Here is a 24,429-nt window from a genome sequence, read left to right as displayed (position 1 = left end):
AGTCTTATGCTGCTTTTTCGATCCTCTTCACACCACCCATATATGGCAGCAGTGCGTCCGGGACAGTGACCGAGCCGTCGTCGTTCAGATAATTCTCAAGGACGGCGATCAGGCAGCGGCCAACCGCCGTGCCGGAGCCGTTGAGCGTGTGCACGAATTTCGTGCCCTTATCGTCCTTGCCGCGATAGCGCGCATTCATGCGCCGACCCTGGAAATCGCCACAGACCGAGCAGGAAGATATCTCGCGATAGGTATCCTGCCCCGGCAGCCAGACTTCAAGGTCGTAGGTCTTACGGGCACCGAAACCCAGATCGCCGGTCGACAGTGTCATGACGCGATAATGAAGGCCGAGGCGCTTCAGTACTTCTTCGGCGCAAGCGGTCATACGCTCATGTTCGGCAATCGAGCTTTCGGCATCAGTGATCGACACGAGCTCGCATTTCCAGAACTGGTGCTGGCGCAGCATGCCGCGCGTATCGCGGCCGGCGGAACCCGCTTCCGAGCGGAAAGATGGGGTCAGCGCGGTGAAGCGCAGCGGCAGCTTCTCCTGGTCGAGGATGTCGCCGGCGACGAGATTGGTGAGCGTCACTTCGGCGGTCGGGATCAGCCAGCGGCCATCCGTGGTCCTGAACAGGTCCTCGGCAAATTTCGGCAATTGGCCGGTGCCGAACATCGCCTCGTCACGCACCATCAACGGCGAGCTGACTTCGGTATAGCCATGCTCGCTGGTATGCAGGTCGAGCATGAACTGGCCGAGGGCCCGTTCCAGACGCGCGAGCTGCGAGGTCAACACGGTGAAGCGCGAACCAGAAAGCTTGGTAGCCCGTTCGAAATCCATGTAGCCGAGTGCTTCGCCGATTTCGTAATGCTCTTTCGGCTTGTGATTCCAGGTCGGCTTAGCGCCCCAGGAATGCTTGACGACATTGTCATCTTCGTCCTTGCCGACCGGCACGTCATCGAGCGGAATATTGGGAATGCGCGACAGCGCGTCGTTGAGCTCGGCGGTTAGCACGCGCTCTTCCTCTTCCGCAGCCGGAAGCGACGCCTTGATCTCGGCGACTTCGCCCTTCAGTCTCTCGGCAAGTTCGGTGTTCTTTTGCCCCAGAGCAGCACCGATCTCCTTCGAGGCGGCGTTGCGGCGGGACTGCATATCCTGAACGGACTGGATGATGGAGCGGCGCTTTTCATCGAGCGCGATGAGGCCTTGCGACAAAGGCTCGGCACCGCGCTTGGCAAGCGCTGCATCCAAAACCTCGGCATTCTCACGAATCCATTTGATATCAAGCATCGTCGTTCCAGGTCGTTACACATGACTATAGCTCCGACCGAGAGTTCGGTCGGAGATCGAATTGGCAAACCCTTATGGAAGGACGTTTCCGACCCGTCGCTCAGACACTATCCGTCTTGGTGACATCGGACTTCTCGTCATTTTCCTCAGACGTCTGCCGGGCACGCTGGCGTTCCACGAGTCGCGCCGCATAGATGGAAATCTCGTAGAGAAGGATCGTCGGCACTGCAAGGCCGATCTGGGACATCGGATCCGGCGGTGTCAGCACGGCGGCGACGATGAAGGCCAGGACGATTGCGAATTTGCGCTTTTCCGCCAGCCACGCCGACGTCAACAGGCCGACGCGCGCAAGCAGCGTGGTGATGACCGGCAACTGGAAGACGAGGCCGAAGGAGAAGACCAGTGTCATGATCAGGCTCAGATATTCCGAGACCTTCGGCAGCAGCGCAATGCCGATCTGACCGTCAGCCGGCACCTGCTGCATCTTCAGGAAGAACCACATGACCATGGGAGCGAAGAAGAAATAAACCAGCCCCGCGCCCAACAGGAACAGAACGGGCGATGCAACCAGGAACGGCAGGAAGGCGCCACGCTCGTTCTTGTAAAGGCCGGGCGCCACGAACTTATAGATCTGCGCGGCGATGACCGGGAAAGCGATGACCAGCGCGCCGAACATAGCGACCTTCACCTGCGTGAAGAAGAACTCTTGCGGTGCGGTATAGATCAGCTCGGCCTTAGAGACATCGAGATGCGCCCAGACAACGGCCCATTTGTAGGGATAGACCAGATAGTTGAAGAGATGCTTGGCAACGGCGAAGCAAGCAATGAAGGCGATGAAGAACGTCACAAGCGACCAGATCAGCCGCGTGCGCAGTTCCATGAGGTGTTCGATAAGCGGCTGCGGCTTATCGTCAATATCACCCGTCATGCCTTGTCCTTCGTTTTAGACGCTGTTTTGGCGACCGGTGTTGTCTTGGCCGCCGTTACACGCTTTTTGGGAGCCGCGGCAACGGGAGCCTCGGTGGCAACTACGACGACCTTGCGCGGCGCACGCTTCGGCTTTTCCGCAACGACCGGCGTTGCGGCCACCGCAGCAGCCACCTCATCCGTCTTGGCCGGTGTCTTTGCCGGCGACTTACGTACGGCCTTCGGCTTTGTAGGTGTTTCCTGGGTAACGGCAACCGGTGCCGGCGCAACGACCGGAGGCGCCCCGCTTATCGCAGAGGCAACCGACGGCGTTTCCGGCAGTCCCATGGACGGCTCCGAAACCGGTTCGGCGGGGGTCGATGTGGCGGCAGGCTTGTCCGACGTCGTCGAACGCTGCAAATCCGCCTTGATATCGTTACCCATCTGCCGCAGCGGGTTCATTGCCTCACGCAACGAATTGACCGGGTTGAGCTTCTGAGCGTCGGAGATCGTCTGGCGCACATCGTCCAGATCCGCCTCGCGCATGGCCTCATCGAACTGCGAACGAAACTCGCCCGCCATTTTTCGGGCACGCGCAGTCATCTTGCCGATCGTTCTAAGCGTCGCCGGCAGTTCCTTTGGGCCAATGACCACAAGCGCCACCACGGCGATAACCAGCAGCTCGGACCAGCCTATATCGAACATAAAAAGGCTCCTGGGCCGACAGCGAGCGTTTCAGCCCCTGACGCGCCCGACATGATTACTTCGATTCGTCGGCCTTGTGTTCGACGGTACGGGACGTTGTCGACTGCGCCGGCGGCGTCGTCTCTTCGTCGTCGTTCATGCCTTTTTGAAGCTCTTGATGCCCTTGGCGACGTCACCCATCAGCTCCGGGATCTTTCCACGGCCGAACAACAACAGCGCGATGGCCAGAACAATCAGCCAGTGCCATATGCTTAGAGAACCCATTGCGATAACTCCGATTTCAGTGTCTTCCCGATGTAAGACGTTTGTGAATGTTTTTCAAACACCAAAATGTACTGCATCGACGCTTATGGGAATACCGAGCGCCAATGCAATAGCCAAACGTCTCCAAACCCGGAGAATGACGCCCATATTCGCATCCGCTGATGGCAAAACCGAGACCTGACGCTGTTGGATGGAAAAAACTTAACACCCCAAGCCCACCTATAACGGGCTTACAGGGCCGATTTCGGGTTCAATCGTCCGAAGCGCCGCCCGGTGTCAGGAGGCCGAGCTCCTCAAGATCCATCTGCGTGATCGGATCTTCATCCTCGGTCAATTCATCGCTCATCAACGGCGAAGGCACGTTGAAATTGGCGGGGATCCGGCCAGAGAGCAGGCCTGCACCCTTCAACTCCTCGAGACCGGGCAGATCGCGCAATTCTTCAAGGCCGAAATGATCGAGAAAATCCCTTGTTGTGCCGAGCGTCACGGGCCGTCCGGGCGTGCGCCTGCGGCCGCGAAAACGAACCCAGCCGGCCTCCATCAGCACGTCGAGCGTACCCTTGGAGGTCTGCACGCCTCTGATATCCTCGATCTCGGCGCGGGTCACCGGCTGATGGTAGGCGATGATCGCCAGAACTTCCAACGCGGCACGCGACAGTTTCCGGGCCTCGTTGTCATCACGGCGAATGACGAAGGAAAGATCGGCGGCCGTGCGAAAGGCCCAGGCGCCATCGACCTGGATCAGATTGACGCCCCGCATCGCGTAATCGGCTTTCAGCCGCTGCATGATGGAGCTGATATCGGCGCCCTGCGCCACACGCTCGGCGATAAAGCCCTCGGAAACGGGCTGCGCGGAGGCAAAGACCAGCGCTTCGGCGATGCGTTCCGCTTCGCGCAGAGCACGCTCATCGATAGCCGCCACCGCTGGCGTCGCCACATCATCATCCATATGCTGATCGTTATCAGGACCGCTCACGCTCGCACCTATTCCGCAGCCTCAAGCTCATCGACATCATGCTTCGGCCCACGCCGCATATAGAGCGGCTGGAACGCACCCTCCTGGCGAATTTCCAGCTTGCCCTCGCGCACGAGTTCCAGCGAGGCGGCGAAAGCACTGGCGATGGCGGTGACTCGCTCGCTGGGACTGGTCATATAGCGCAGCAGATAGTGTTCCAGGGCCGTCCAGTCGGTGATCTCGCCGATCATCCGATTGAGGATCGTACGGGCGTCGCCCAATGACCAGACCTGGCGCCGCTCGATCGTTACCTGCGTGACCGCTTGTCGCTGGCGCAGGCCGGCATAGGCGCTCAGAAGATCGTAGAGGCTGGCATCATAGGCGGACCGGCGGCGGTCGGGAATATGTTCCGGCGCACCGCGCACGAAGATGTCGCGGCCGAGGCGATTGCGGTTGACGAGGCCAGTTGCCGCATCGCGCATGGCTTCGAGGCGTTTCAGGCGAAAGGCAAGCGTCGCGGCCATCTCCTCGCCGCTCGGGCCGTCTTCCTTGCTCTGCTGTGGAATGAGCAGCTTCGACTTGAGATAGGCAAGCCAGGCGGCCATGACGAGATAATCGGCCGCAAGCTCGATACGGATGCGACGGGCCGTGTCGATGAACAGCAGATATTGCTCGACCAGCGCCAGAACGGAGATGCGCGACAGATCGACCTTCTGGTTGCGGGCAAGATGCAGCAACAGGTCGAGCGGGCCTTCGAAGCCGGCGATATCCACGACCATGGTGGGCTCGTGCATGCCGCGCTCGCCGTTGCCGTCCTGCCATAGCTTGTCCATCGGCGCTGTCGCCTGCTGGCTCTTTTCCGTGCCGCTCACCTTGTTCACCCGTCAAATCCCCGGAGTATGGTCCTAGGCCACCGCAAACATCGTATCGAATTCGGCGCGAATCGAAGCTTCATCCGCGCCATCATTATAGCCGAAAGCTGCTTCCACCGCTTTCACCCGCTCCAACGCAGCACCTGCCAGCACCGGCACATTGCGCACCACCTGCTGCATCTCATCCATGACGCCATTGCAATGCAGCACGATATCGCATCCGCCCGCAACAATATTCGCCGCCCGCTCGCCGATCGTGCCGGCAAGAGCATTCATCGAGGTATCGTCGGAGAGCAGCAGGCCCTTGAAGCCGATATGGCCGCGGATGATCTCCTCGATGACCTTGCGCGAGGTGGTCGCCGGATTGGCCGGATCGATGTCTGCAAAGACGACGTGGCAAGTCATGGCCATCAACTCGTCCTTGAGCGCAACGAAGGGCGGGAAATCATGCGCTTCCAGCTCTGCACGGGACACGGTGACGACCGGCAATTCATGATGCGAATCGGCAAAACCGCGACCATGGCCGGGCATGTGCTTCATCACCGGCAGGACGCCGCCGGCCTTCAGGCCTTCGGCCGCAGCACGTCCCATCTCGGTCACCGTCACCGGATCGCCGCCATAGGCACGATTGCCGATGACATTGCTCGACCCTTCGACCGGTACATCCAGCACCGGCAAGCAATCGGCATTGATGCCGAACTTCAGAAGATCAAAGGCATGGAGCCGCGACATCAGCCAAGCGGCGCGCAAACCCTGCTCACGGTTCTGGCGATAGATATCGCCCAGCGCCTGGCCGGACGGATAATGCGGTAGGATCGGCGGACGGATACGCTGCACCCTGCCCCCTTCCTGATCGATAAATACAGGCGCATCGCGACCGACGCTATCGCGCAGGGACGCGACCAGATCGGCAATCTGCGCCGGCTCGGAGATGTTGCGTCCGAAAAGGATGAAGCCCCATGGCTGTTCCGCCTGATAGAAGGAACGCTCTTCGGGTGTGATGGAATGGCCGCTACAGCCGAGGATCATGGATTTTGATTCGGTCATGTCCGAATCATAGCGGCGGCTTCGTGAAATGCGAAGCACGTCAAGGCGAGATACATAAAAAGAAGCTGGCTCAAAGGAAAACGGCGGGCTCTCGCCCGCCGTTTTCAGCTGATGCCTGGTGCTTGGATCTCTTATTTCGAGATCAGGCAGGTGCCGCCCGCGGCGCGTAGGCGCACGCAGAGGTCGGCGGCATCGTCCTTGGAGCCGGCGACGACACGAACGCGATAGTAGGTGCCCTTGCCGGCAATGTCGGCCTTGCGGATTTCGAGCGGGTGACCGCCGATAACGCTGGCAAACTTGGTCTTCAGGTTCGCCTGCGACCGCTGCGCTTCCGCCTCGGAAGGCAGCGAAGCGATCTGCACGCCATAGGCACCGCCGGCACTTGCCGAGGCGACAGGGGCCTGCGTTGCGGCGGGGCTTGCCGAAGCAACCTGCTGCGGCTTCGGCTGGGCCTGTGCCGGATGGGCAGCGACGTTTTCAGTGGCCGCAGCCACCTTCTGCGCCGGCCGCGCGCTCGGAACCGGGGCCGTCTTGACGACGCGGATCGGGGTGCTTTCAGCGCTGGCAGCGTCATTATCGACACTGGCCGGTTGCGATGCCTGCGTGTCCGTGGTGGCCGGGCGAAGATCGGTGGAAGCGACCTGATTGTCGGTTGCCGGCTTGGCCGCATTGGTTTTCGGCGCCAAGGCCGGAGCAGCAGCAGCCGTCGTGGATGTGCCGGCTGCCGGCTCGTCACGAGCGACCAGCGAGCCATCCGGCTTGACGATCATCGTACGCACCTTGCGTGGCGAGACCGACGGAACCTGTCCGTCATCGTTGGCGGCCATATCGGCATTGTCGCCGTTCTGGCTCGGCAACAGCCGCGGATCCTGGGTTTCGCCAACCGGAGTCGGCGTGACCTGATCGGCACTGCCGTCATCGGGCGAGACCGCTTCGGGGATCAACGTCTTCTGAACGACATCGACCGGCTGCTCGTTGGAGGACACCAGCTGCTTCTGCTTTGGCGCGGCAGCGCCATCGCCGGCGACTCGGTCGTAGACGGCCTTGTCCTGATTCGGCACAACCGTTCCGCCCGGATTTTCCGGAGCGACCTTGATCGGTTCGGCATCGGCCGTGATCACACGCGGCTCACCGGAGAAGCTCGAAATCGGCGAACCGTGACGAACCCAGCCATAGATGCCATAGGCGCCGAGACCGAAAACCGCGATGAGAGCAGCCGCTGTCGCCACGCCACGGAACGAGCGTGCCGGACGCCGGACGGCCTGCACGACCGGGTTCAGCGTCATGCGCGCGACATTCTCAACTGGATTGGATGCCTCGCGATAAGTACGGCGGAAGTCCTCCTCCAGAGCCCGCTCGAACTCGTCGAACTCTTCGACAGGCTGCTTGGCGGCTGCGGCAACAGGCTTTGCCGCCGCATTCTTGGACCAGGACGCTGCAGCCATCGCGCCGCCAAGAGCGGCTGCGGCCGCCGGCTTGATCGGCTCGGGTGCTGCTTCCTTGGCAGGCGTTCCGAACAGGCTCGCCATTTCGGCATCGATATCGAAATCATATTCCGAGGGAACCGCGATCGGCGCTTCCGGCTCGACAGGCGGCAGGTTTGGAACATGCGAGCCTTCGAAGGTCTCGATGCGGTCTTCCGTATCTGAGATTTCCGACGGGTCGAAAGGCAGAGCCTGATCGATATCGAGCATCGGCGCTGCCATTGCAACAATCGGCGCTGCGGCAACGACGGGTGGCGCGGCAACCGCAGCCACAGGAGCCTGTACTATCGGCGTAGCTCTCGAGACGATCGGCTGCGGCACAGCGACCGGAGCAGGCGGCGTGACCGGAGCAGACTTATTCGCTTCCGCGAAATCAAGTTCGGCAAGCTCCATCTCGATATCAGCGAGATCGAATTCGAAGTCCTCTCCGGCGAAGGGATCCTCAGCCTCCAGCAAGATCGGCTTCGGCTCTTCGCGCTGCGGCGTAGCAACAGCAACCGGAGCGACGAAAGCTTCGACGGCAGGGACAGCCGGCGTTACGGGCTGCGAGGCGAAAATATCAAAATCCGGCTCGACCTTTGCCGCCGGCTCACTGCCTCTGGCAGGAACGGGATAGCGGTCGACATCGGCCAGCAGATCGTCGATCTCGGCGGAAAGAGCCGCCGCGTCGAAGCTCGGCGACTTGACCGGCTCCGCCGCATTGGCGACGGGCTGAACCACGACAGGCTCGACGCTCTGAGCAGCCCCCATCGTCGGCAGTTCAAAATCGAGCGCATCCACGATGGGCTGCGCTTGAGCGACCGGGGCGACCACGGGAGCCTGAACAAAGGTCGTTGCCGGCGCGGACGGAGGCGCCAGTGTGAAATTGGCAAGCGGCAGACGCACAGTGGCAGCGGCGTGCTGCGGCGTCGGCTTGACGACCGGGGGAGCGGCGGGCTGCGGAACCGATGCGGCCTGCAATGCAGGCGCGATCGACATTTCAAGTTCATCGATCAGATCGCGTGCACCGACGGTCGGCTTGATCGGCGCCGCAGGCTGTTGCTGCAACTCGACAGGCTGAGGTTCGTGATACTCGGCACTGACCGGTTCGGCTGGACGAGAGAGCTCGGCTTCACCCGCGAAGGGCTGATCTTCCGGCAAGGCCGGAATGTCATTCGCAGGACTTAAACGTGGCGCATCATAGCGCTCGAATTCCCGGAGGAGCTCGTCTTCGAGATCGAAGGCCGGCTCTTGCCGTTGAGACGCAGGCGCCGCCTGAGCGGCAGGCCGCGGCTCGAAACCGACGATGCGGGCGAGTTCGGCAAGCGGATCATCATCCGCAAAGAACCCGTCGTTTCCGCTTGCGCGATACGCCAACTGTTTTTCTGCCATCACCCAATCCACTCGCAAACGCTACAGTTAAATGCCAGTGTAATGTGGGCAAACGGTGACGTTTATCGCATTTCATCCGGTGCGGCGGTCCCGGTTATACCAAGACCCGACTTCAAAACCGACGCGACAGCGTGCACCAGCCCAAGTCTGGCAATGCTCAATTCTCGGTTCTTATCGTTAACAAATCGTAATTCAGGTAAATCTTTACCTTTATTCCAATGTCCGTGGAAAGAACTTGCCAGATCGTAAAGATAAAAGGCGATGCGATGAGGCTCCTGCGCCTGCGCTGCAGCTTCGATGATTCGCGGGAATTCGGCAATCTTTGCGACGAGCTGCAACTCGGCCGGATCGGAGATCACGCCGCCAACCGCTTTCGCCAGATCGAGCGAGGCAATATCGAGATCCGGAAAGGCTTCCTTGGCCTGCCGAAAGACCGACATGCAGCGCGCATGCGCATATTGCACGTAGAATACCGGATTGTCCTTGGACTGTTCCGTGACCTTGGCGAAATCGAAATCCAGCGGCTCTGAGCTCTTCCTGTACAACATCATGAACCGCACGGAATCGCGGCCGACCTCGTCGACCACCTCGCGCAGCGTAACGAAATCGCCAGAACGCTTCGACATCTTCACCGGTTCGCCGTTACGGAACAGCTTGACCAGCTGGCACAGCAGCACCGTCAGCTTCGCCTTGCCCTCGGAGACGCCGCGCGCCACGGCTTCCAGCCGCTTGACGTAGCCGCCGTGGTCGGCGCCGAGAATATAGATCATCTCGCTGAAGCCGCGATCGAACTTGTTCTTGAAGTAGGCGACGTCGGCGGCGAAATAGGTATACGAGCCGTCAGACTTGATCAGCGGCCGGTCGATATCGTCACCCACTTCCGTCGAACGGAACAGGGTCTGCTCGCGATCCTCCCAATCCTCAGGCACCTGCCCCTTCGGCGGCGGCAAGGCACCCTTGTAGACATAGCCCTTGAAGGTGAGGTCATTGATGGCGGTGCGGATAAGGGCCGCGCCATTGGCATGCAACGTCCGCTCCGAGAAGAAGACGTCGTGCTGGACGTTCAGAGCCGCCAGATCCTCGCGAATCATCGCCATCATCGCGTCGATGGCGCGTTCCTTGATGATTGGCATCCATTGTTCTTCCGGCATGCCGCGAAGCTTGGTGCCGAATTCCTTGGCCAGCGCCTCGCCGACCGGAACCAGATAGTCGCCGGGATAGAGACCCGCCGGGATGTCGCCCACCTGCTCGCCGAGCGCCTCGCGGTAGCGGATGAACACAGACCGCGCCAGCACGTCGATCTGCGAGCCGGCGTCGTTGATGTAGTATTCCTTGGTGACCTCATAGCCCGCAAAGCCGAGCAGGTTCGCCAGTGTGTCGCCGACCACGGCGCCACGGCAATGGCCGACATGCATCGGCCCCGTCGGATTGGCGGAGACATATTCGACATTGACCTTCTGGCCGACACCGAGCGTTGAGCGACCGAATTTCTCACCTTCGGAAATCATCGTTGCCAACAGGCGCTGCCAATAGCTGACAGACAGGCGAATATTGATGAAGCCCGGACCGGCCGCTGAGACATCGGCGACGTCGGCATCTTCCTTCAATTTCGCGATGATGATCTCAGCAAGCGCGCGCGGATTCATACCCAGCGGCTTTGACAGCACCATGGCCGCATTGGTCGCGACATCGCCGTGGCTGGCGTCCCGAGGCGGCTCCACGCCGATACGGCTGAAGTCGAGCTCGGATCGCTTTTCCCTTACAATATCAATTTGCTCGAGAGCGCTCTTAATTCTTACTTCGAAGTCGGTGAAAAGGTTCATCATATTATCCACGCATAGCTTTGGCGGGCTCTGTCGGCCCAACGCCGCCGCTGCCTACCGCAAATCGGGAGTCTGGTCAAACAAACGCCTATGGGCGCTGATGGCATAGGTATCGGTCATACCAGCCAGATAATCACCCACATGGCGCGCCTTGGCGGCGACGGCAAGGCCGGCAATATGGTCGACCCAATAGTGGCTCTGCATCTCCTTGGGATTGTCCATATAGGCCTGGAACAGATCGGTGACGATCTGCGCGGCGCCAGTACGAATACGCATGATATCCGGGTGGCGGTATATCCGCTTGAACAACATCCGCTTGATCTGCTTGTCCGTCTCGGCCATCTCGGGAGAGAAGGTGGCGATGACGCGGCCAGCGCCCCGGATATCGGCAACGCTGCCCGGCCTGATCTCGCTCAGCGCCTGCTGCGCAACGGAGATCACGTCCTCCACCATGCGCGTGATCTGCCGGCGCATGATTTCATGCGTGAAGCGGCTTGCCTCCAGATTGGGATAGCGCGCCCTCACCTCCGCCATCAGCTCCGAGAGAAATGGTATTTCCTCCAGCATGTCGAAGGTGAGATAGCCCGAGCGCAGGCCGTCATCGATGTCATGGGTATTGTAGGCGATGTCGTCGGCGATCGCCGCGACCTGTGCCTCCAGGCTGGCATAGGTGGCAATCTCCAGATCATGGATTTCGCAATAGTCGAGGATCGGCTGCGGCACAGGGCCGCGCGTGTCCTTGCCATCTGGCGTCAGCAACGGGCCATTGTGCTTGACCAGACCCTCCAGCGTCTCCCAGGTAAGGTTCAAGCCATCGAATTCGGCATAGCGGCGCTCGAGTTTCGTGACAATGCGCAGGGACTGCGCATTGTGGTCGAAGCCGCCATAGGGCAGCAGCATCTCGTGCAGCGCGTCCTCGCCCGTATGACCGAAAGGGGTATGGCCGAAATCATGAACGAGCGCCACGCCCTCGGCGAGATCCTCGTCGAGCTTCAAGGCACGCGCCAGGGCGCGGGCAACCTGTGCCACTTCGATCGTATGCGTCAGGCGCGTGCGGTAATGATCGCCGTCCTGCGCGATGAACACCTGCGTCTTGTGCTTCAGCCGCCGGAAAGCGGTCGTATGCACGATGCGGTCGCGGTCGCGCTGGAAATCGGAGCGCGTCGGGCTCGATCCCTCTTCATAGAGCCGTCCGCGCGAAGTCCAGGGGTCGGTCGCATAGACCGCCTTCTCGCCATAACCGAAACCCAATGCATGCCTGTCGATCGTCATCATCCATCCATTCAGGCGCCAGCCCATTGACGCCGCCTCGCGGCCTTCATACCTATACCGAATACAAACAGCAAAATGGCACATGGCTCAACCATGAAACCATAGCTGTCACCCGCCGCGCTTTCATGATAAAGGCTATTGATATCAGCCGTTTGAAAGCGGGACGGCCCATTGGTTCTCTCCGGATCTTGACCCCGGCAGGAGGAAAGCATGACAGAGACAAGTGTAACCCTATCGGACGCAGCGGCAAAGCGAATCGCCGTGATCGTCAGCGCCGAGGCCGGCAAGCGCGCGCTTCGCGTCGCGGTCGAAGGTGGTGGATGTTCGGGATTTTCCTATAAGTTCGATCTCGCCGAAGGCCCACAAGACGATGATATCATTGTTGAAAAAGGCAATGCCACCGTGCTGATCGATCAATTGTCGCTGGTCTATATGGCCGGCTCCGAGATTGACTTCGTTGACAATCTGCTCGGCCAGTCCTTTCAGATAAAGAATCCGAATGCGGTCGCAAGCTGCGGATGCGGAACAAGTTTTTCGATCTGACGCTCCCGCTTTTCCACAGATTGATCGCCGGCCGGAAGCTCTCGCTGCCGGCCGGTTTTCATTTGGACGTGGTCAAGGCCGATTGCTGCGGATAAAAGAAGGCAAAGCAGAGGAGCCGCCACGTCATGAAGATCGCCACCTGGAACATCAACGGCGTCAAAGCGCGTATCGAGAATCTCTGCCAGTGGCTGAAGGACTCTGACCCTGATATCGCCTGCCTGCAGGAGATCAAGACGGTCGACGAAGGCTTCCCGCGCCTGGAAATCGAGGCGCTCGGCTATCATATCGAGACGCATGGCCAGAAGGGCTTCAACGGCGTGGCGATCCTCTCCAAGACGAAACCCGACGAAGTGACACGCGGCCTTCCCGGCGACGATAGCGATGAACAGTCCCGCTTCATTGAAGCGGTGTTCTCCGTGCCGGACCATGGCGTACTGCGCGTCTGCTGCCTTTATCTGCCGAACGGCAATCCCATCGACACCGAAAAATATCCCTACAAGCTCGCCTGGATGGAACGCCTGCGGAAATTTGCGGCCGACCGGCTCGCTCTGGAAGAGCCGATCATTCTTGCCGGCGACTACAATGTCATCCCGGAGCCGCATGATTGCTTCGATCCGAAGGTCTGGGAGAATGACGCGCTGTTCCTGCCGCAGACCCGACAGGCATTTCGCCAACTCGAAAATCTCGGCTTTACCGACGCGGTGCGCGCCACGACGGACGCAGTCAAATTATATTCGTTCTGGGATTATCAGGCCGGCGCCTGGCCGAAGAACAACGGCATCCGCATCGACCACCTGATGCTGTCGCCGGAAGCGGCCGATCGCCTGACCTCCACAGCCATCGAGAAGCACGTCCGCGCCTGGGAAAAGCCGTCGGACCACGTTCCGGTGATTGCGCATCTCGATTTTCAGAATTAGATCGCCGCTGCAACATCGCGCAGCGATGAGCGCGAGCCCCGCGCGCGCTCAGGGGAATCAGCCACCTTGAAAGCCGGTTACTCGGCGCCGGCGACATCCAGTTGATGTGACATGGCGACGGCGACGCGGCGGTCGTTCTCATTGGCGACCGAAAAACCCTGCTCCTGCAGGTCTTCCATCCAGCCGCAATCCTTCGGCTTGCACTTGTCGAGTGCCGCCGTCATGAAGGCAAGGCCCCGTACGGTCTGGCCTTCCTGAAACAGAATATTGCCGAAGACGGCCATGGCGCCGGGATGGCCGCTCTTGCGGGCCTGGTTCAGCCACTTCTTCGCCTGCTGCACGTTGGGCGCACCGCCCTCGCCCGACAGCATCATCTGCGCGAGCTGGAACTGCGCTTCGGGAACGCCGAAGGTCGAAGCAACCTGGAAATAGAGCTGACGCGCCTGATTGAGGTCAGTCTTGACCGGGGTGTTCTGAATGCCGGTCTTGTAATAATTGGCGAGCGCCAGCAGCGCGTTGATGAAGAAGCCGGTATCTTCGGAGCCGGGCTCCACACCCTGCTGGGCGATCTCGCTATAGATCTTGAAGGCCTCGAAATCGTCCTGCGTTACGCCGTCGCCGTCGGCATACATGTTGGCCAGAGCCCAGCGCGAACCGGTATGGCCCTTTTCGGCCGCGTAACGATAGGCTTCGACAGCCTCTTCCTTCTGGCCGTTCTTGTAGGCCCGGAAGCCGAATTTGAAGAGATCGAAAGGACCGGATTCCTTGGTGACGCCGGCATTAATATCGAATGCCCGGCATTGGCCTGTCATCACCACGAAGGTGGCAAGCGACAGGCTGAGTAACATCACTCTCGCTGATATGAACTCGGACTTAAACATAACAGTCGACTTCTCTCGCTCCATCCGCATTCGTCACGGCAACCCCATCTGCGCCGTAAGGTTTGCGAATGTATTCCCTACCCGCGCGCGAACCAGCGAAACCTCCCGTTAAGGACGTCCGCATGGCGCCGACCAGAGGCCGTTTGCCACATTTCCGAGCATAGTTCGAAATTATGTCCAAACGAGCATTCTCGCCTTCGCGTTCGCGCGTCGCTGCCGAAACAGCACCCCATTCCACTGCTTCAAAGGAGAGACTTGAGATCGGACGATTTCTGGATTCCCGCGAGAAACAAAGCACTTCCGACTGCATCGGAAACGTCACCGTTCCGATCCCGGATTGCTCTTTCTGCCAAAGTGGAAACTGACCCATCAACCGTTTACGCACTCTCTACAAGGCCTGCCCCTGTGCCCGTATAATCGCTGCTCCTCATTTGTGGCGGGAAATGGACAAATTGGGCAGCGGACACGCACCTGTAACCGGTTGAAATAGAGTGTTGCGGATTCGTCACAAAGAAATTGCTGATCTTGTGGTTTCATTAACCATAAAGCCGCTATGCAAGACTGTTTTGCATGCCAAATCCGCAAATAACCTTGGCCTGAACTTGATACTGAAACGCCGCGAGACCGAATGGGGCTCGCGGCGCGGGAATCACTTGAAGTAACGACGAGATTTTTCCGAAATTACTTCAATTCAATGCGTTAGGCTCAAAAGCTCACCTTCATCGAAGTAGACAGCGCAGCCACGAGGTCATTGCCGTAGCTGTAGTTGACGTCATTGCCGAACGTAAGGCCGTTATACGTAGCCTGGCCGGATTTACCGCTCGTCAGCAGGCCAAGCGCGCCGCCGAAGGTGAACTGGACATGTTCCGTTGCCTTATAGTTGACGCCGGCGCCGAGCGTCCAGGTATCCGAGTTCATGCCATAACCCTGGCTGGTGCCGCGATCCCAGGTCAAGCTGAGCGCGCCGCTCCATTTGTCATTGAACTTGTGACCGATACCGCCGGAGATCGTCCAGCCGTCTCGATAGAGCAGGTCAAGCGAGGTGAGCTCGGTCGCCCCGCCCGGACGGCAGGATATGCCGCGTGTGGAGGTCGGGCAAAGCGCAATGCTCTGCAGAAGGCTCCAGTTGGTCCACTTGACCGAACCGAAGGCCAGCCAGTCCGGAGCAATACCGGTCTGCACTTTCCATTCGAGCGTGTCCGGCGCATCGGCCGAACCGAAAACGGAAGTGGTCTTGCCGAAGAATGCACGGATCGGCGGCAATTCCGTCAGATCGACGGTGCCCTTGAGGTTATCGTATTTGACCCGGCTGTTGTAAAGCAAGCTGGTACGGAAGGCGTATTCCTCGATCTCATAGGCAAGACCGGCACGCCAGCCCCAACCATGACCATCGACGTCCAGCGAACCGACACCGTCATAGACGGCGGAAAGCGGGGCGGGAATGGCCGAGACCAGGCGGGACTTGTAGCCGGTAACCTCTTGGTAGAAACCGCCACCGATCAAACGCAGTTGACCCGGACCGGCATCGAACTTGTAGGAGCACGTCGCCGCATAATTATGCGTGCGCAGCTTGGTTTCGATTTCATTGTTGGCGCCGGCCCAGTTGAGGCCCGGATTGCTATGACCGCCGAACGGTTCGGAATAGTCGGCCATGCAATCGAGGTCATCGGTGATGCCGACCTTGAAGCCGATATACGGGATGGCATAGTTCTCGGTGACATCCGTGGAACTACTGCGCCCGTTGAGATTGCCGTCAGCCGGATTGGTATCCTTGGCATTCTTGAACTGGCGACCGGGCATGACATAAGTCACACCGGATTCGAAAGCGTAACGACCCTTGTCGAAGAGTAGATCGATATCGTAACCGCCGCGATCAAGCCCACCCGCGAATGCGGCGCTTGCAAATGACGATGTGATTACGAGTGCGAACGCACCCTTCAACGCAATACGAAATGCCATTGTGTCTCCCCCACTTGTGCATCTATGTGTCTGATTGTTGCGATGATTATCCGACTTGGCAATGCACCGCTGATGCTCCAGAAGTTCCCGGCATAGTGACTGATTTACGTAAGAAAGTGAGCTATATGCTCCATTACAGTTCGCGTTAGATATTTTTTTCTTCTTTAAAAGCATTTTCTACCCCACGTAGATTATTATTCTCTACTGAAACAATTCTGTTACAATCCGACAACAGTTTCGCTTTTCGAGAAAGCTATCGATTTAGGGGTAATTGTTTTTACCTGCGCGAAGCTGGCGATGGGCAAGATTGGCTGTTTTTGGTGATTCCATCGAATCGATGACGCATACAGAAAAGGGCACGCGGCCTTCGTCCGCGTGCCCTTTTCATTTGGATTATCCGTGACCTCAGCCGGCTTCGCTGACCCTGGCGAGAGCGACCTTCAGGCTGGCGAGCTGCCCCTGAAGTTCGTCCAGACGCTCCCGCTCGGCCGCAACCACATCCGGATTGGCATTGGCGACGAACTTCTCGTTCGACAGCTTGCCGACGATGCGGGCCATCTCCTGCTCGTTCTTGGCGATCCCCTTCTCCAGGCGTGCCTTCTCAACGGAAAGGTCAATAAGGCTGCCGAGCGGCAGGCAGGCGGTCGCTTCGCCGACGACGATCTGCGCCGCGCCCTTCGGCGCGGTATCCGAGAGTGAAATCGCCTCGACACGAGCCAGCCGCTTGATTGCTGCGTCGTGGCGGAACAGACGTTCGCGGGTCAGGCTGTTGGCACCAACGATCACCAGCGGCGCCGTGGCAGCCGGCGGCACGTTCATTTCAGAGCGCACGGAGCGCAGGCCCGAAACCAGGTCGATCAGCCAATTGATCTCATCGGCAGCGACATCGTCGGCATAGGAGGGAACCGGCCACTCGGCGTGGCAGATCAGGCCGTCGCGCTCCTTGCCCTCGCCCGCCGTATGCGCCCAGAGCTCTTCGGTCATGAAGGGCATGAAGGGGTGCAGCAGCTTGTAGGTCTCTTCGAGAACGTAGGCTGCGCAGGATTGCGCCTCCGCCTTGGCGCTTTCGTCGTCGCCGCTGAAGACAGGCTTCAGGAGCTCGAGATACCAATCACAGAACTGGTTCCAGATGAAGCGATAGAGCGTACCGGCGGCATCGTTGAAGCGATAGGCCTCGATCGCCTCGGTAACGTCGCGCTCCGTCCGGGCAAGCTCGGTCAGGATCCAGCGATTGATGGTGAGCTCGGCGGCTTCCGGCACGAAATGCGGATCGCTCTTGGCACCGTTCATCTCGGCAAAGCGCGTGGCGTTCCAAAGCTTGGTGCCGAAGTTGCGATAGCCGGCGATGCGGGACGGATCGAGCTTCACGTCGCGGCCTTGTGCAGCCATGATCGCCAGCGTGAAACGCAGGGAATCGGCACCATACTGGTCGATCAGTTCGAGCGGATCGATGACGTTGCCCTTGGACTTCGACATCTTCTGCCCGTTCTTGTCGCGCACCAGGGCGTGAACATAGACCGTGTTGAAGGGCTCGACCGGATCGCCGTTCTTGTCCTTCATGAAATGCAGGCCCATCATCATCATGCGGGCAACCCAGAAGAAGATGATGTCGAAACCGGTGACGAGCACGTTGGTCGGATAGTAAAGCGCCAATTCCGGCGTCTCATCCGGCCAGCCTAGTGTCGAAAACGGCCAGAGTGCCGACGAGAACCAGGTGTCGAGTACATCTTCGTCACGCGTCAGGATTTCGCCCGGCTTGAAGTTTTCCAGCAGGTCCTCGACATAGGCCTTCATCGGCCCTCCATGCGAGAGATAATGCTGGATCGCCGCCTGCAGCGCCTCCTCCTCGGTCTTTTCGACAAAGACCTGACCGTCCGGGCCATACCAGGCCGGGATCTGATGACCCCACCAGAGCTGACGGGAAACGCACCAGGGCTGGATGTTTTCCATCCAGTCGTAATAGGTCTTGTCCCAGCTCTTCGGAACGAGCTTGGTGCGGCCTTCGCGAACGGAGGCGATCGCCGGTTGGGCAAGCGTCTTCGCATCGACATACCATTGCTCGGTCAGGCGTGGCTCGATCGGAACGCCGCCACGGTCGCCATGCGGGACCGTGTGTTTATGCGGTTCGATCTTGTCGAGCAGGCCAGCCTCTTCGAAGAGGCGGACAATGATCTTGCGCGCCTCGAAACGATCCGTGCCCTCCAGTTCATCCCATGCGCCGTGCAGGGCTGCGGGATGGTCCAGACCTTCGAGGAAGTCCTCGTTGTCCTTGATGGTGATGGAAGCTTCCGGCGTCAGGATATTGACAACGCGTAGCCCCCGGCGCTTGCCGACATCGAAATCGTTGAAATCATGCGCCGGCGTCATCTTGACCGCACCGGTGCCCGCGGTCGGGTCCGGATATTCGTCGGCGACGATGGGGATGCGACGGCCGACGATCGGCAGAATGACATGCTTGCCGACAATCGCCTTGTAGCGTTCGTCTTCCGGGTTAACCGCAATGCCGGTATCCCCGAGCATGGTCTCAGGTCGGGTGGTGGCGACGACCAGATAGTCGCGCGTTTCCCATTCCGTGGCCTTGCCCTCTTCGTCGAAGGCAATCGGATGCTGATAGGTGACGCCTTCTTCCAGCGGATAGCGCAGGTACCAGAGGTTACCGTTGATCTCATGCTGCTCGACTTCGATATCCGAAATCGCCGTCAGCATCTTCGGATCCCAATTGACCAGCCGCTTGTCGCGATAGATCAGGCCTTCCTTGTAGAGCGTGACGAAGACCTCGAGAACGGCCTTCGACAGACCCTCGTCCATGGTGAAGCGTTCGCGCGACCAGTCGCAGGAGGCGCCGAGGCGCTTCAGCTGGTTGAAGATAAGGCCGCCTGACTCTTCCTTCCACTCCCAGACCTTTTCGATGAAGGCTTCGCGACCCATGACATGGCGACTAGGCTGCTGTCTTTCGGCAAGACGCCGCTCGACGACCATCTGCGTGGCGATGCCGGCATGGTCCATGCCGGGCTGCCACAGCACGTCCTTGCCGCGCATACGCTCGAAGCGCACCATGATGTCCTGCAGCGTGTTGTTCAGTGCATGGCCCATGTGCAGCGAACCGGTGACGTTCGGCGGCGGGATGACGATCGTGAAGGTTTCGGCGCCAGGCTTGGCGTTCACACCGGCGCGAAAGGCGTCGGCCTCATCCCATTTCTGGGCGATCTTCGGTTCAACTGCGGCGGAATCATAGGTTTTTTCGAGCATTTTGGGACCGGATCTTGAGGGTTCGGTTATGCGGGTTGTAAATAGGATGGTCGCTGGCAAGTCAATAAAAAAGCCGCCCCGGAAGCCGGAGCGGCGGATCGTCCAACCGAAGCTCAGGCTGTCAGCGGCGCGGGCCGCGTGCCACTCGTTCGATTTCTTCACGCACGAGACGCTCAACCAGCGTCGGCAAGTTGTCGTCAAGCCAATCCTGCAGCATCGGCCGCAGCATCTCCTCAGCGATCTCATCCAACGACCGGCGTTCACTGCCGTCGATCGCGGCGGCGAGTTCGCCGAAGGACCGTGCAACCTGCGCACCGGCGGCCTCGGACATCAGCGAAGACGAGAGTTCAGCCTGTACTTGCGGCAGGAAGCGATCAGCGGTGGCTGCAGCCGACTGTTGTGGCGGCGGATTGAAAAGGGGAACTTCGACCGGTGCGGCTACGTGGGCGACAGCAACTGGGCGCTCTTCCGCTTCAGCTTGCGCTTCGACCTTGGCCGCATGCAGGGCAGCCTCGGCGAGAAGTGCCGCCGTTGGCGCGGTTACGGCCGACACAGGGGCCTCGGCAACGGCACTACGCAACGGCACGCCGGCGAGCGACTCAACGCGGGCCTCGGCAAGGCGCGCGACCATGTCCGGCGGCAATTCGCGTAGCTGCGGCACTTCGCGGGCCGGGTTTAGTTGTGCAGCATTGCGTTCGGAAGCGGCACGAACACGCGCGGCGACATCGGCAAGCGACAAGGTGCGACCGGATGCTTCCGGCTCGCGCATCGGCACCTGCGAATTGGCGGCGACGAAACGCGGCTCGGGGTCCGCAGATGTGGCCGACGATACATTAGCCAAGTCCGCAGCGGCGAATTCCTCATCGACCGTAAGGTGGATATCGTCATCGCGCTCATCGTCAGCGGTGGTGTAGACAGCAGGCAGGGACGGCGAAATAGAATTGGCGGCACCGGGTTCGTTGCTCTCGATGATCCGGCGGATGGACGCCAGGATCTCCTCCATGGACGGTTCACGCACGACACTTGGCTGAGCCATATTCATCCCCGTTTTCCCAGATACAACGACCGGAATCCCGTCAAAGGAGCGCCCGAATCAGCGCCACCCTAGAATACTACCCTTGGGAAAAAAATCACCGCGAAAGCACTAAGCCCGCTGATGCACAGTTTTGTTACGGCCAAAGCGAATCGCATGCGATTGCCGATTTTGTCGCGGGTAAGCCCAACGAAAAACGGGCGCTTCAGGCGCCCGTCTTAAAAGGATCATTCAGCCGTGCTGCCGATCAGAACACGAATTCCTTGGCCTTGGCAAAGCCCGGCAGCGGCTTGATCGACGCATTGAAGAAAACGTTTTCCGAAAGAGCGCCGCGTTCGCGCATGAAGACAGTGGCGCGGGCGGCGTGGCCGAAACCCAGCACGACGATCAAACGACCGCCTTCGCCGAGCTGATCGAGAAGCGCCTGCGGCAGCTGTTCGACCGAACCATCGACAAAAATGACGTCATAGGCACCGCTTGCGGCATAACCTTTTTCCAACTCACCGGTGACGACGGTGACGTTGTCATGGCTGAGCGCTGCGAGATTGGCCTTGGCCGTCGCGGCCAGCGCCTCGTCGGATCTCGAGCGCGACAACCTTGTCGGCCAGGATCGACAGCAGTGCCGAGACGTAACCCGTGCCGCAGCCGACATCGAGAACCTTGTCTTCCTTGGTGATCGCGCCGAGCTGCAGGAGCTTTGCCAGCGGCGAAGCTTCCATCAGGAAGCGCGCGGGCGTGCCTGCAGCCGCGGGACAGACCTCGATATCATTGTCGATATAGGCCAGGAGCTTCGACTTCTCCGGCACGAAATTCTCGCGCGGCACCGTCAGAAACGCATTCAACACGGAATGGGAGGTGACATCCGTCGTGCGGATCTGGTTCTCGACCATCTTCACGCGTGCTGCTTCGAAATTCATCATATCCTCTCGCGCCCGAAGGCTAAGCCGGTTTTGCTTCTGTGCTCCGTGTTCTTAATCGCGTGCGGCTGCGCTTTCAAGGCGTTGCTGCGGCGGACGCAGAGATTCATAACGATGCGTCGCGCCGCGACAACAACGGCTTTGGTGATGGGCGGATCAAACCGCTCTCTTTTTGCTGATCGCAGCAGGTTCCGTCGCAACGAGGTCGCCTCTACCGAGACTGCGGCCGAACTCATGAAACGGCTTCTCTATATAGAGATAGGACAGTCGCGAAACGATCAGCGATCCGATGAGCGTCACCGCCAGCAGGTAACCGGCCTGCGCCCAGGGTGACGTGATCCCGAGGCTCGGCAGCGTGGCAAGCGCCAGGAGCAGAACCAGCATATGCGAGAGATAGAGCGAATAAGCCATGCTGCCCAGCCATTCCAGCGGCCGGCTGCAGGCGATGGCCGAGATTCGTTCATAGACGGCGCCCCTGCCCTCCCGCGCCGAAACGATGACCAGGATCGCCGTCAGCCAGATGACGAGCGGCAGATAGTCGACGGAACGCTGTAATATACATAGGCCTACTCCGATCAGCCAAAGCTGCGGCAATGGCAATGATTTGAGGAATGGCTCGCCAAGGGCACGGTGCTTCATGAAATAGAAGCTGGTGATACCGATGCCGAAATCGACCAGCCATTTGCCGAGAAAGCTTTGCGGCAGCTTCGGCGAGACCGCCGTAACGGCTAGCGCCAGCAGAACGAGAATGACGATTCGCAACCACGACACCTGCTTCATCATCAATCCGATCAATAGCGGTGCCATCAGATAAAACTGCCATTCGAGCGAGATGCTCCAGGCCTGACCGAGAAAGGCATAATCTGTGAACGGCAGGAAGCGCGGCGGCACCAGCCCATGCAGGCCAGTGACATGCGCCATAAGGTGCCAGGGCCAGTAGGCAAGCGTATCGGTGGCAATGCCGACACGCGCCGCTTTCATCGAGCCATCGGGTGAAGCCGCCCATATCTGCACGGCAACTCCTGCAACCGCGACGGAAATGGCCAGATAAAACAGATAGGCTGGGAAAATTCTGAGCGCACGCCGCGCAATATACAGATGATAGGATTCCGGCCGCTTGTCGATCAGCGCAGTGATGGCGAAGCCGCTGAGGATGATGAAAACATCCACCGCATGTTCATTGTAGAACCGCTCCTGAAACAACCGTCCGTGAATGGCGACGGCGGAGGCGACATGGCCGACAAGAACCCAGATCGCCAACACGCCCCTGAGGGCCTCGAATTCCCTGACATATTTCATAAACTGCTCCACCAGCTTATCCGAATGTTCGGTTGGAAATAGAGGAGCAATCTATTTTTGCAATGCAGCAATACTTCCGCAAATGCGTGATCGCGGCGACAGGCTCGTGAGAGGCGCCCTACTGAAGCCAACGACAAGTTATTTGTTCATCGGCCGCGATAGGTCTTGCACTCTCCTGAGATTCGTTCTAAACGCCCGCCATCACTCGCCTTTACTAAAATCGGATGGCCTCGTGGCGGAGTGGTTACGCAGAGGACTGCAAATCCTTGCATCCCGGTTCGATTCCGGGCGAGGCCTCCATTTTTCTTCGCTGAAATCAATTGCATATGCGATCATCAAGCTGGAAAGTTCTGGCTTCATGTTGCGCCGTGTTACGCACCGTCCCCAAAACATTCCAGCGAGCCTCGATCCGGACGAAACCGCCTCGCCAGGCGAAATGAATCGGCCTATGAGACAGCCTATAGGCATCCACAAATTTGAGAGTTTCCGATGACGGAAAGAAAATGGAGCAAGGCGGTCACGATCGCTCTTGAGAAACCCGAAGAGTGGGTGATCATCGATACGACCCAAGCGGCTTCCTGGGCGATGATCGAGGATTGGCCTGTTGAGGAAGCCCCTGCGCTGGACCGCGCTCTGTCCGTCTGCGCCGACGTGATCAGCGGCAAGCGCACTCCCGAGGACGCACGGCAGGCGTTCATTGCCGCAGTGAAAGAAGCCAAGATACCGATGAAGGAGGGGTGAGGCTATTGCCCTCTTGGGCAATACTCCCGGCGCGCCTGCTATCCCTTTTGTTTTGCCTCAACTCCGGTTGAGGCTTGCCCCACAGGGGCTTCTTGCTACTGCATTTATGGTCCGGACGGTAGACGCCAACATTGTCTAGCGGATGCGGTGCGACAATAAAATTCGGAACAATCAAGCTGACGGCGACGTTGGGATACTGCCCAGATGAAGAGGAGTATTTCTTATGCGTCACCTTATTGGCTTTACGAAAAAGGTTACGGAACAACCGTTCCACCTCGTTGAGACTGACAGTCAGTCACCGCAGTTCACCGTTGGCCAGGCCGTGAAAATCGAGCCATCCGCTAACTGGCTTCAGATTTACCAAATCGGAACTCGGGTCTATCCAGACGAACTGCACACGACCGTCATCGTCGGCGACCTGTCGCCCGCCGGCGCTCTCAGCGATGGCGAAAATTGGTCCGGTGCTCCTGACTGGGATAAAGAGTAGCGACCGTCTCCGCCATCAACCTCATGCGGCTTCCATTTGAAGCGTCCCCTCGGAGCGCTTTAGGTGCGCGCCGGGGGGGGTCTCAGGGTCTATCCCGTGGGCTCTCGCAGTGGATATCGCCCACACCGAAGCAACACACGGCATGATTCAGATGATGTTCAGATACGAAGACATCCAAGATCTACACCCATAACGCTGAGCGCACGAGACTGCTGATTCCATCGGCGTCCCCTTCCCGCACCCTTCCCCAGGTTACAGAGATGCCCTGCCCGCAACCACCGGAATGCCTGCAAAACAAGGCGATCCGGTGATCTGCGTCATTTTTGCAACAAAGATTTTTTTCGAGTAGCGTACATATAGTTCGCCAATCTTAGTAACTTGCAAAACCAGCGAAGCGGGTTCACCAAATAGTTCGT

General features: G+C 59.3%; 18 protein-coding genes, 1 tRNA gene and 2 pseudogenes. 5 read left to right on the top strand and 16 right to left on the bottom strand.

Translation table 11 applies throughout. The features are described from left to right. Nucleotides 1-4: 4 nt before the first annotated feature. The 10 genes and pseudogenes from serS to HB780_RS14835 all read right to left on the bottom strand — a co-directional run bounded on the left by serS (nt 5) and on the right by HB780_RS14835 (nt 11,987). A complete protein-coding gene (gene serS, locus HB780_RS14880) occupies nt 5-1,288 on the bottom strand; it encodes a serine--tRNA ligase (protein ID WP_183693027.1) in 1,284 nt (427 codons plus the stop codon). Between the two features lie 100 nt (nt 1,289-1,388). After that, nucleotides 1,389-2,216, bottom strand: a complete 828-nt coding sequence (gene tatC / locus HB780_RS14875; RefSeq protein ID WP_183693025.1) for a twin-arginine translocase subunit TatC — start codon at nt 2,214-2,216, stop codon at nt 1,389-1,391. Then, nucleotides 2,213-2,899: a Sec-independent protein translocase protein TatB gene (gene tatB / locus HB780_RS14870; RefSeq protein WP_183693023.1), complete on the bottom strand. Its 687-nt coding sequence runs from the start codon at nt 2,897-2,899 to the stop codon at nt 2,213-2,215. The genes tatC and tatB overlap by 4 nt, the downstream gene beginning before the upstream one ends. A gap of 55 nt (nt 2,900-2,954) precedes the next feature. Next, nucleotides 2,955-3,163: pseudogene (locus HB780_RS14865) on the bottom strand (twin-arginine translocase TatA/TatE family subunit). A gap of 250 nt (nt 3,164-3,413) precedes the next feature. Continuing rightward, nucleotides 3,414-4,112: an SMC-Scp complex subunit ScpB gene (scpB, locus tag HB780_RS14860; protein ID WP_183693021.1), complete on the bottom strand. Its 699-nt coding sequence runs from the start codon at nt 4,110-4,112 to the stop codon at nt 3,414-3,416. A gap of 35 nt (nt 4,113-4,147) precedes the next feature. Further along, the gene (locus tag HB780_RS14855) at nt 4,148-4,999 is read right to left on the bottom strand and encodes a segregation and condensation protein A (RefSeq protein WP_183693019.1); all 852 of its coding nucleotides are present in this window, start codon (nt 4,997-4,999) and stop codon (nt 4,148-4,150) included. Between the two features lie 24 nt (nt 5,000-5,023). Further along, nucleotides 5,024-6,037 carry a beta-N-acetylhexosaminidase gene (gene nagZ, locus HB780_RS14850; RefSeq protein ID WP_183693017.1) on the bottom strand — a complete coding sequence of 338 codons (1,014 nt, stop codon included), beginning with the start codon at nt 6,035-6,037 and terminating at the stop codon, nt 5,024-5,026. 131 nt (nt 6,038-6,168) lie between these two features. Then, a complete protein-coding gene (locus tag HB780_RS14845; RefSeq protein WP_183693015.1) occupies nt 6,169-8,892 on the bottom strand; it encodes an SPOR domain-containing protein in 2,724 nt (907 codons plus the stop codon). Nucleotides 8,893-8,954: 62 nt separating this feature from the next. Then, on the bottom strand, nt 8,955-10,715 hold the full coding sequence (gene argS / locus HB780_RS14840; RefSeq protein WP_183693013.1) for an arginine--tRNA ligase: 1,761 nt from the start codon (nt 10,713-10,715) through the stop codon (nt 8,955-8,957). 54 nt (nt 10,716-10,769) lie between these two features. Next, nucleotides 10,770-11,987, bottom strand: coding sequence for a deoxyguanosinetriphosphate triphosphohydrolase (locus tag HB780_RS14835; protein ID WP_183697148.1), 1,218 nt, complete (start codon nt 11,985-11,987; stop codon nt 10,770-10,772). A gap of 210 nt (nt 11,988-12,197) precedes the next feature. Here HB780_RS14835 and erpA point away from each other — a divergent pair, with 210 nt between their 5' ends. Together erpA and xth are read left to right on the top strand one after the other, a co-directional pair. Then, nucleotides 12,198-12,530 (top strand): iron-sulfur cluster insertion protein ErpA, encoded by a 333-nt coding sequence (erpA, locus tag HB780_RS14830; protein WP_183693011.1) that lies wholly within the window; start codon nt 12,198-12,200, stop codon nt 12,528-12,530. A gap of 125 nt (nt 12,531-12,655) precedes the next feature. Then, the gene (xth, locus tag HB780_RS14825) at nt 12,656-13,447 is read left to right on the top strand and encodes an exodeoxyribonuclease III (protein WP_183693009.1); all 792 of its coding nucleotides are present in this window, start codon (nt 12,656-12,658) and stop codon (nt 13,445-13,447) included. A 77-nt stretch (nt 13,448-13,524) separates the two neighbouring features. Here xth and exoR read toward each other — a convergent pair whose 3' ends face one another. From exoR to HB780_RS14795, 6 genes and pseudogenes are all read right to left on the bottom strand, one after another. After that, a complete protein-coding gene (gene exoR, locus HB780_RS14820; protein WP_183693006.1) occupies nt 13,525-14,328 on the bottom strand; it encodes an exopolysaccharide production regulator ExoR in 804 nt (267 codons plus the stop codon). A gap of 705 nt (nt 14,329-15,033) precedes the next feature. Beyond that, a complete protein-coding gene (locus tag HB780_RS14815) occupies nt 15,034-16,287 on the bottom strand; it encodes an OmpP1/FadL family transporter (RefSeq protein WP_183693004.1) in 1,254 nt (417 codons plus the stop codon). A gap of 405 nt (nt 16,288-16,692) precedes the next feature. Beyond that, nucleotides 16,693-19,536, bottom strand: coding sequence for a valine--tRNA ligase (locus HB780_RS14810; RefSeq protein WP_183693002.1), 2,844 nt, complete (start codon nt 19,534-19,536; stop codon nt 16,693-16,695). A gap of 121 nt (nt 19,537-19,657) precedes the next feature. Beyond that, nucleotides 19,658-20,572 (bottom strand): PopZ family protein, encoded by a 915-nt coding sequence (locus HB780_RS14805; RefSeq protein ID WP_183692995.1) that lies wholly within the window; start codon nt 20,570-20,572, stop codon nt 19,658-19,660. A gap of 244 nt (nt 20,573-20,816) precedes the next feature. Beyond that, nucleotides 20,817-21,489 (bottom strand): annotated as a pseudogene (locus tag HB780_RS14800) (protein-L-isoaspartate O-methyltransferase family protein). A 153-nt stretch (nt 21,490-21,642) separates the two neighbouring features. Beyond that, nucleotides 21,643-22,785: an acyltransferase family protein gene (locus HB780_RS14795; RefSeq protein WP_183692993.1), complete on the bottom strand. Its 1,143-nt coding sequence runs from the start codon at nt 22,783-22,785 to the stop codon at nt 21,643-21,645. Between the two features lie 226 nt (nt 22,786-23,011). Between HB780_RS14795 and HB780_RS14790 the strand changes: the two genes are divergently transcribed. The 3 genes from HB780_RS14790 to HB780_RS14780 all read left to right on the top strand — a co-directional run bounded on the left by HB780_RS14790 (nt 23,012) and on the right by HB780_RS14780 (nt 24,013). Next, nucleotides 23,012-23,085: transfer RNA gene (locus HB780_RS14790), tRNA-Cys, on the top strand. 189 nt (nt 23,086-23,274) lie between these two features. Continuing rightward, nucleotides 23,275-23,526 carry a DUF982 domain-containing protein gene (locus HB780_RS14785; protein WP_183692991.1) on the top strand — a complete coding sequence of 84 codons (252 nt, stop codon included), beginning with the start codon at nt 23,275-23,277 and terminating at the stop codon, nt 23,524-23,526. Between the two features lie 223 nt (nt 23,527-23,749). Further along, entirely contained in the window at nt 23,750-24,013 is a 264-nt protein-coding gene (locus HB780_RS14780; protein ID WP_183692989.1) for a hypothetical protein, read from the top strand. Nucleotides 24,014-24,429: the final 416 nt, after the last annotated feature.

The organism is Rhizobium lusitanum (assembly GCF_014189535.1).
GTDB classification, from domain to species: Bacteria; Pseudomonadota; Alphaproteobacteria; order Rhizobiales; family Rhizobiaceae; genus Rhizobium; species Rhizobium lusitanum_C.
The sequence above is the reverse complement of the archived record's forward strand: the minus strand, read 5'-3'. Positions and strand labels throughout refer to the sequence as shown.

Coding starts and splice junctions, on each gene's coding strand:
- scpB (WP_183693021.1), bottom strand. CDS start 4,112: ATGGATGATGATGTGGCGACGCCAGCGGTGGCGGCTATCGATGAGCGT.
- argS (WP_183693013.1), bottom strand. CDS start 10,715: ATGAACCTTTTCACCGACTTCGAAGTAAGAATTAAGAGCGCTCTCGAG.
- HB780_RS14810 (WP_183693002.1), bottom strand. CDS start 19,536: ATGCTCGAAAAAACCTATGATTCCGCCGCAGTTGAACCGAAGATCGCC.
- serS (WP_183693027.1), bottom strand. CDS start 1,288: ATGCTTGATATCAAATGGATTCGTGAGAATGCCGAGGTTTTGGATGCA.
- exoR (WP_183693006.1), bottom strand. CDS start 14,328: ATGTTTAAGTCCGAGTTCATATCAGCGAGAGTGATGTTACTCAGCCTG.
- erpA (WP_183693011.1), top strand. CDS start 12,198: ATGACAGAGACAAGTGTAACCCTATCGGACGCAGCGGCAAAGCGAATC.
- tatB (WP_183693023.1), bottom strand. CDS start 2,899: ATGTTCGATATAGGCTGGTCCGAGCTGCTGGTTATCGCCGTGGTGGCG.
- HB780_RS14785 (WP_183692991.1), top strand. CDS start 23,275: ATGACGGAAAGAAAATGGAGCAAGGCGGTCACGATCGCTCTTGAGAAA.
- HB780_RS14805 (WP_183692995.1), bottom strand. CDS start 20,572: ATGGCTCAGCCAAGTGTCGTGCGTGAACCGTCCATGGAGGAGATCCTG.
- HB780_RS14795 (WP_183692993.1), bottom strand. CDS start 22,785: ATGAAATATGTCAGGGAATTCGAGGCCCTCAGGGGCGTGTTGGCGATC.
- xth (WP_183693009.1), top strand. CDS start 12,656: ATGAAGATCGCCACCTGGAACATCAACGGCGTCAAAGCGCGTATCGAG.
- HB780_RS14835 (WP_183697148.1), bottom strand. CDS start 11,987: ATGACGATCGACAGGCATGCATTGGGTTTCGGTTATGGCGAGAAGGCG.
- HB780_RS14815 (WP_183693004.1), bottom strand. CDS start 16,287: ATGGCATTTCGTATTGCGTTGAAGGGTGCGTTCGCACTCGTAATCACA.
- nagZ (WP_183693017.1), bottom strand. CDS start 6,037: ATGACCGAATCAAAATCCATGATCCTCGGCTGTAGCGGCCATTCCATC.
- HB780_RS14845 (WP_183693015.1), bottom strand. CDS start 8,892: ATGGCAGAAAAACAGTTGGCGTATCGCGCAAGCGGAAACGACGGGTTC.
- HB780_RS14780 (WP_183692989.1), top strand. CDS start 23,750: ATGCGTCACCTTATTGGCTTTACGAAAAAGGTTACGGAACAACCGTTC.
- tatC (WP_183693025.1), bottom strand. CDS start 2,216: ATGACGGGTGATATTGACGATAAGCCGCAGCCGCTTATCGAACACCTC.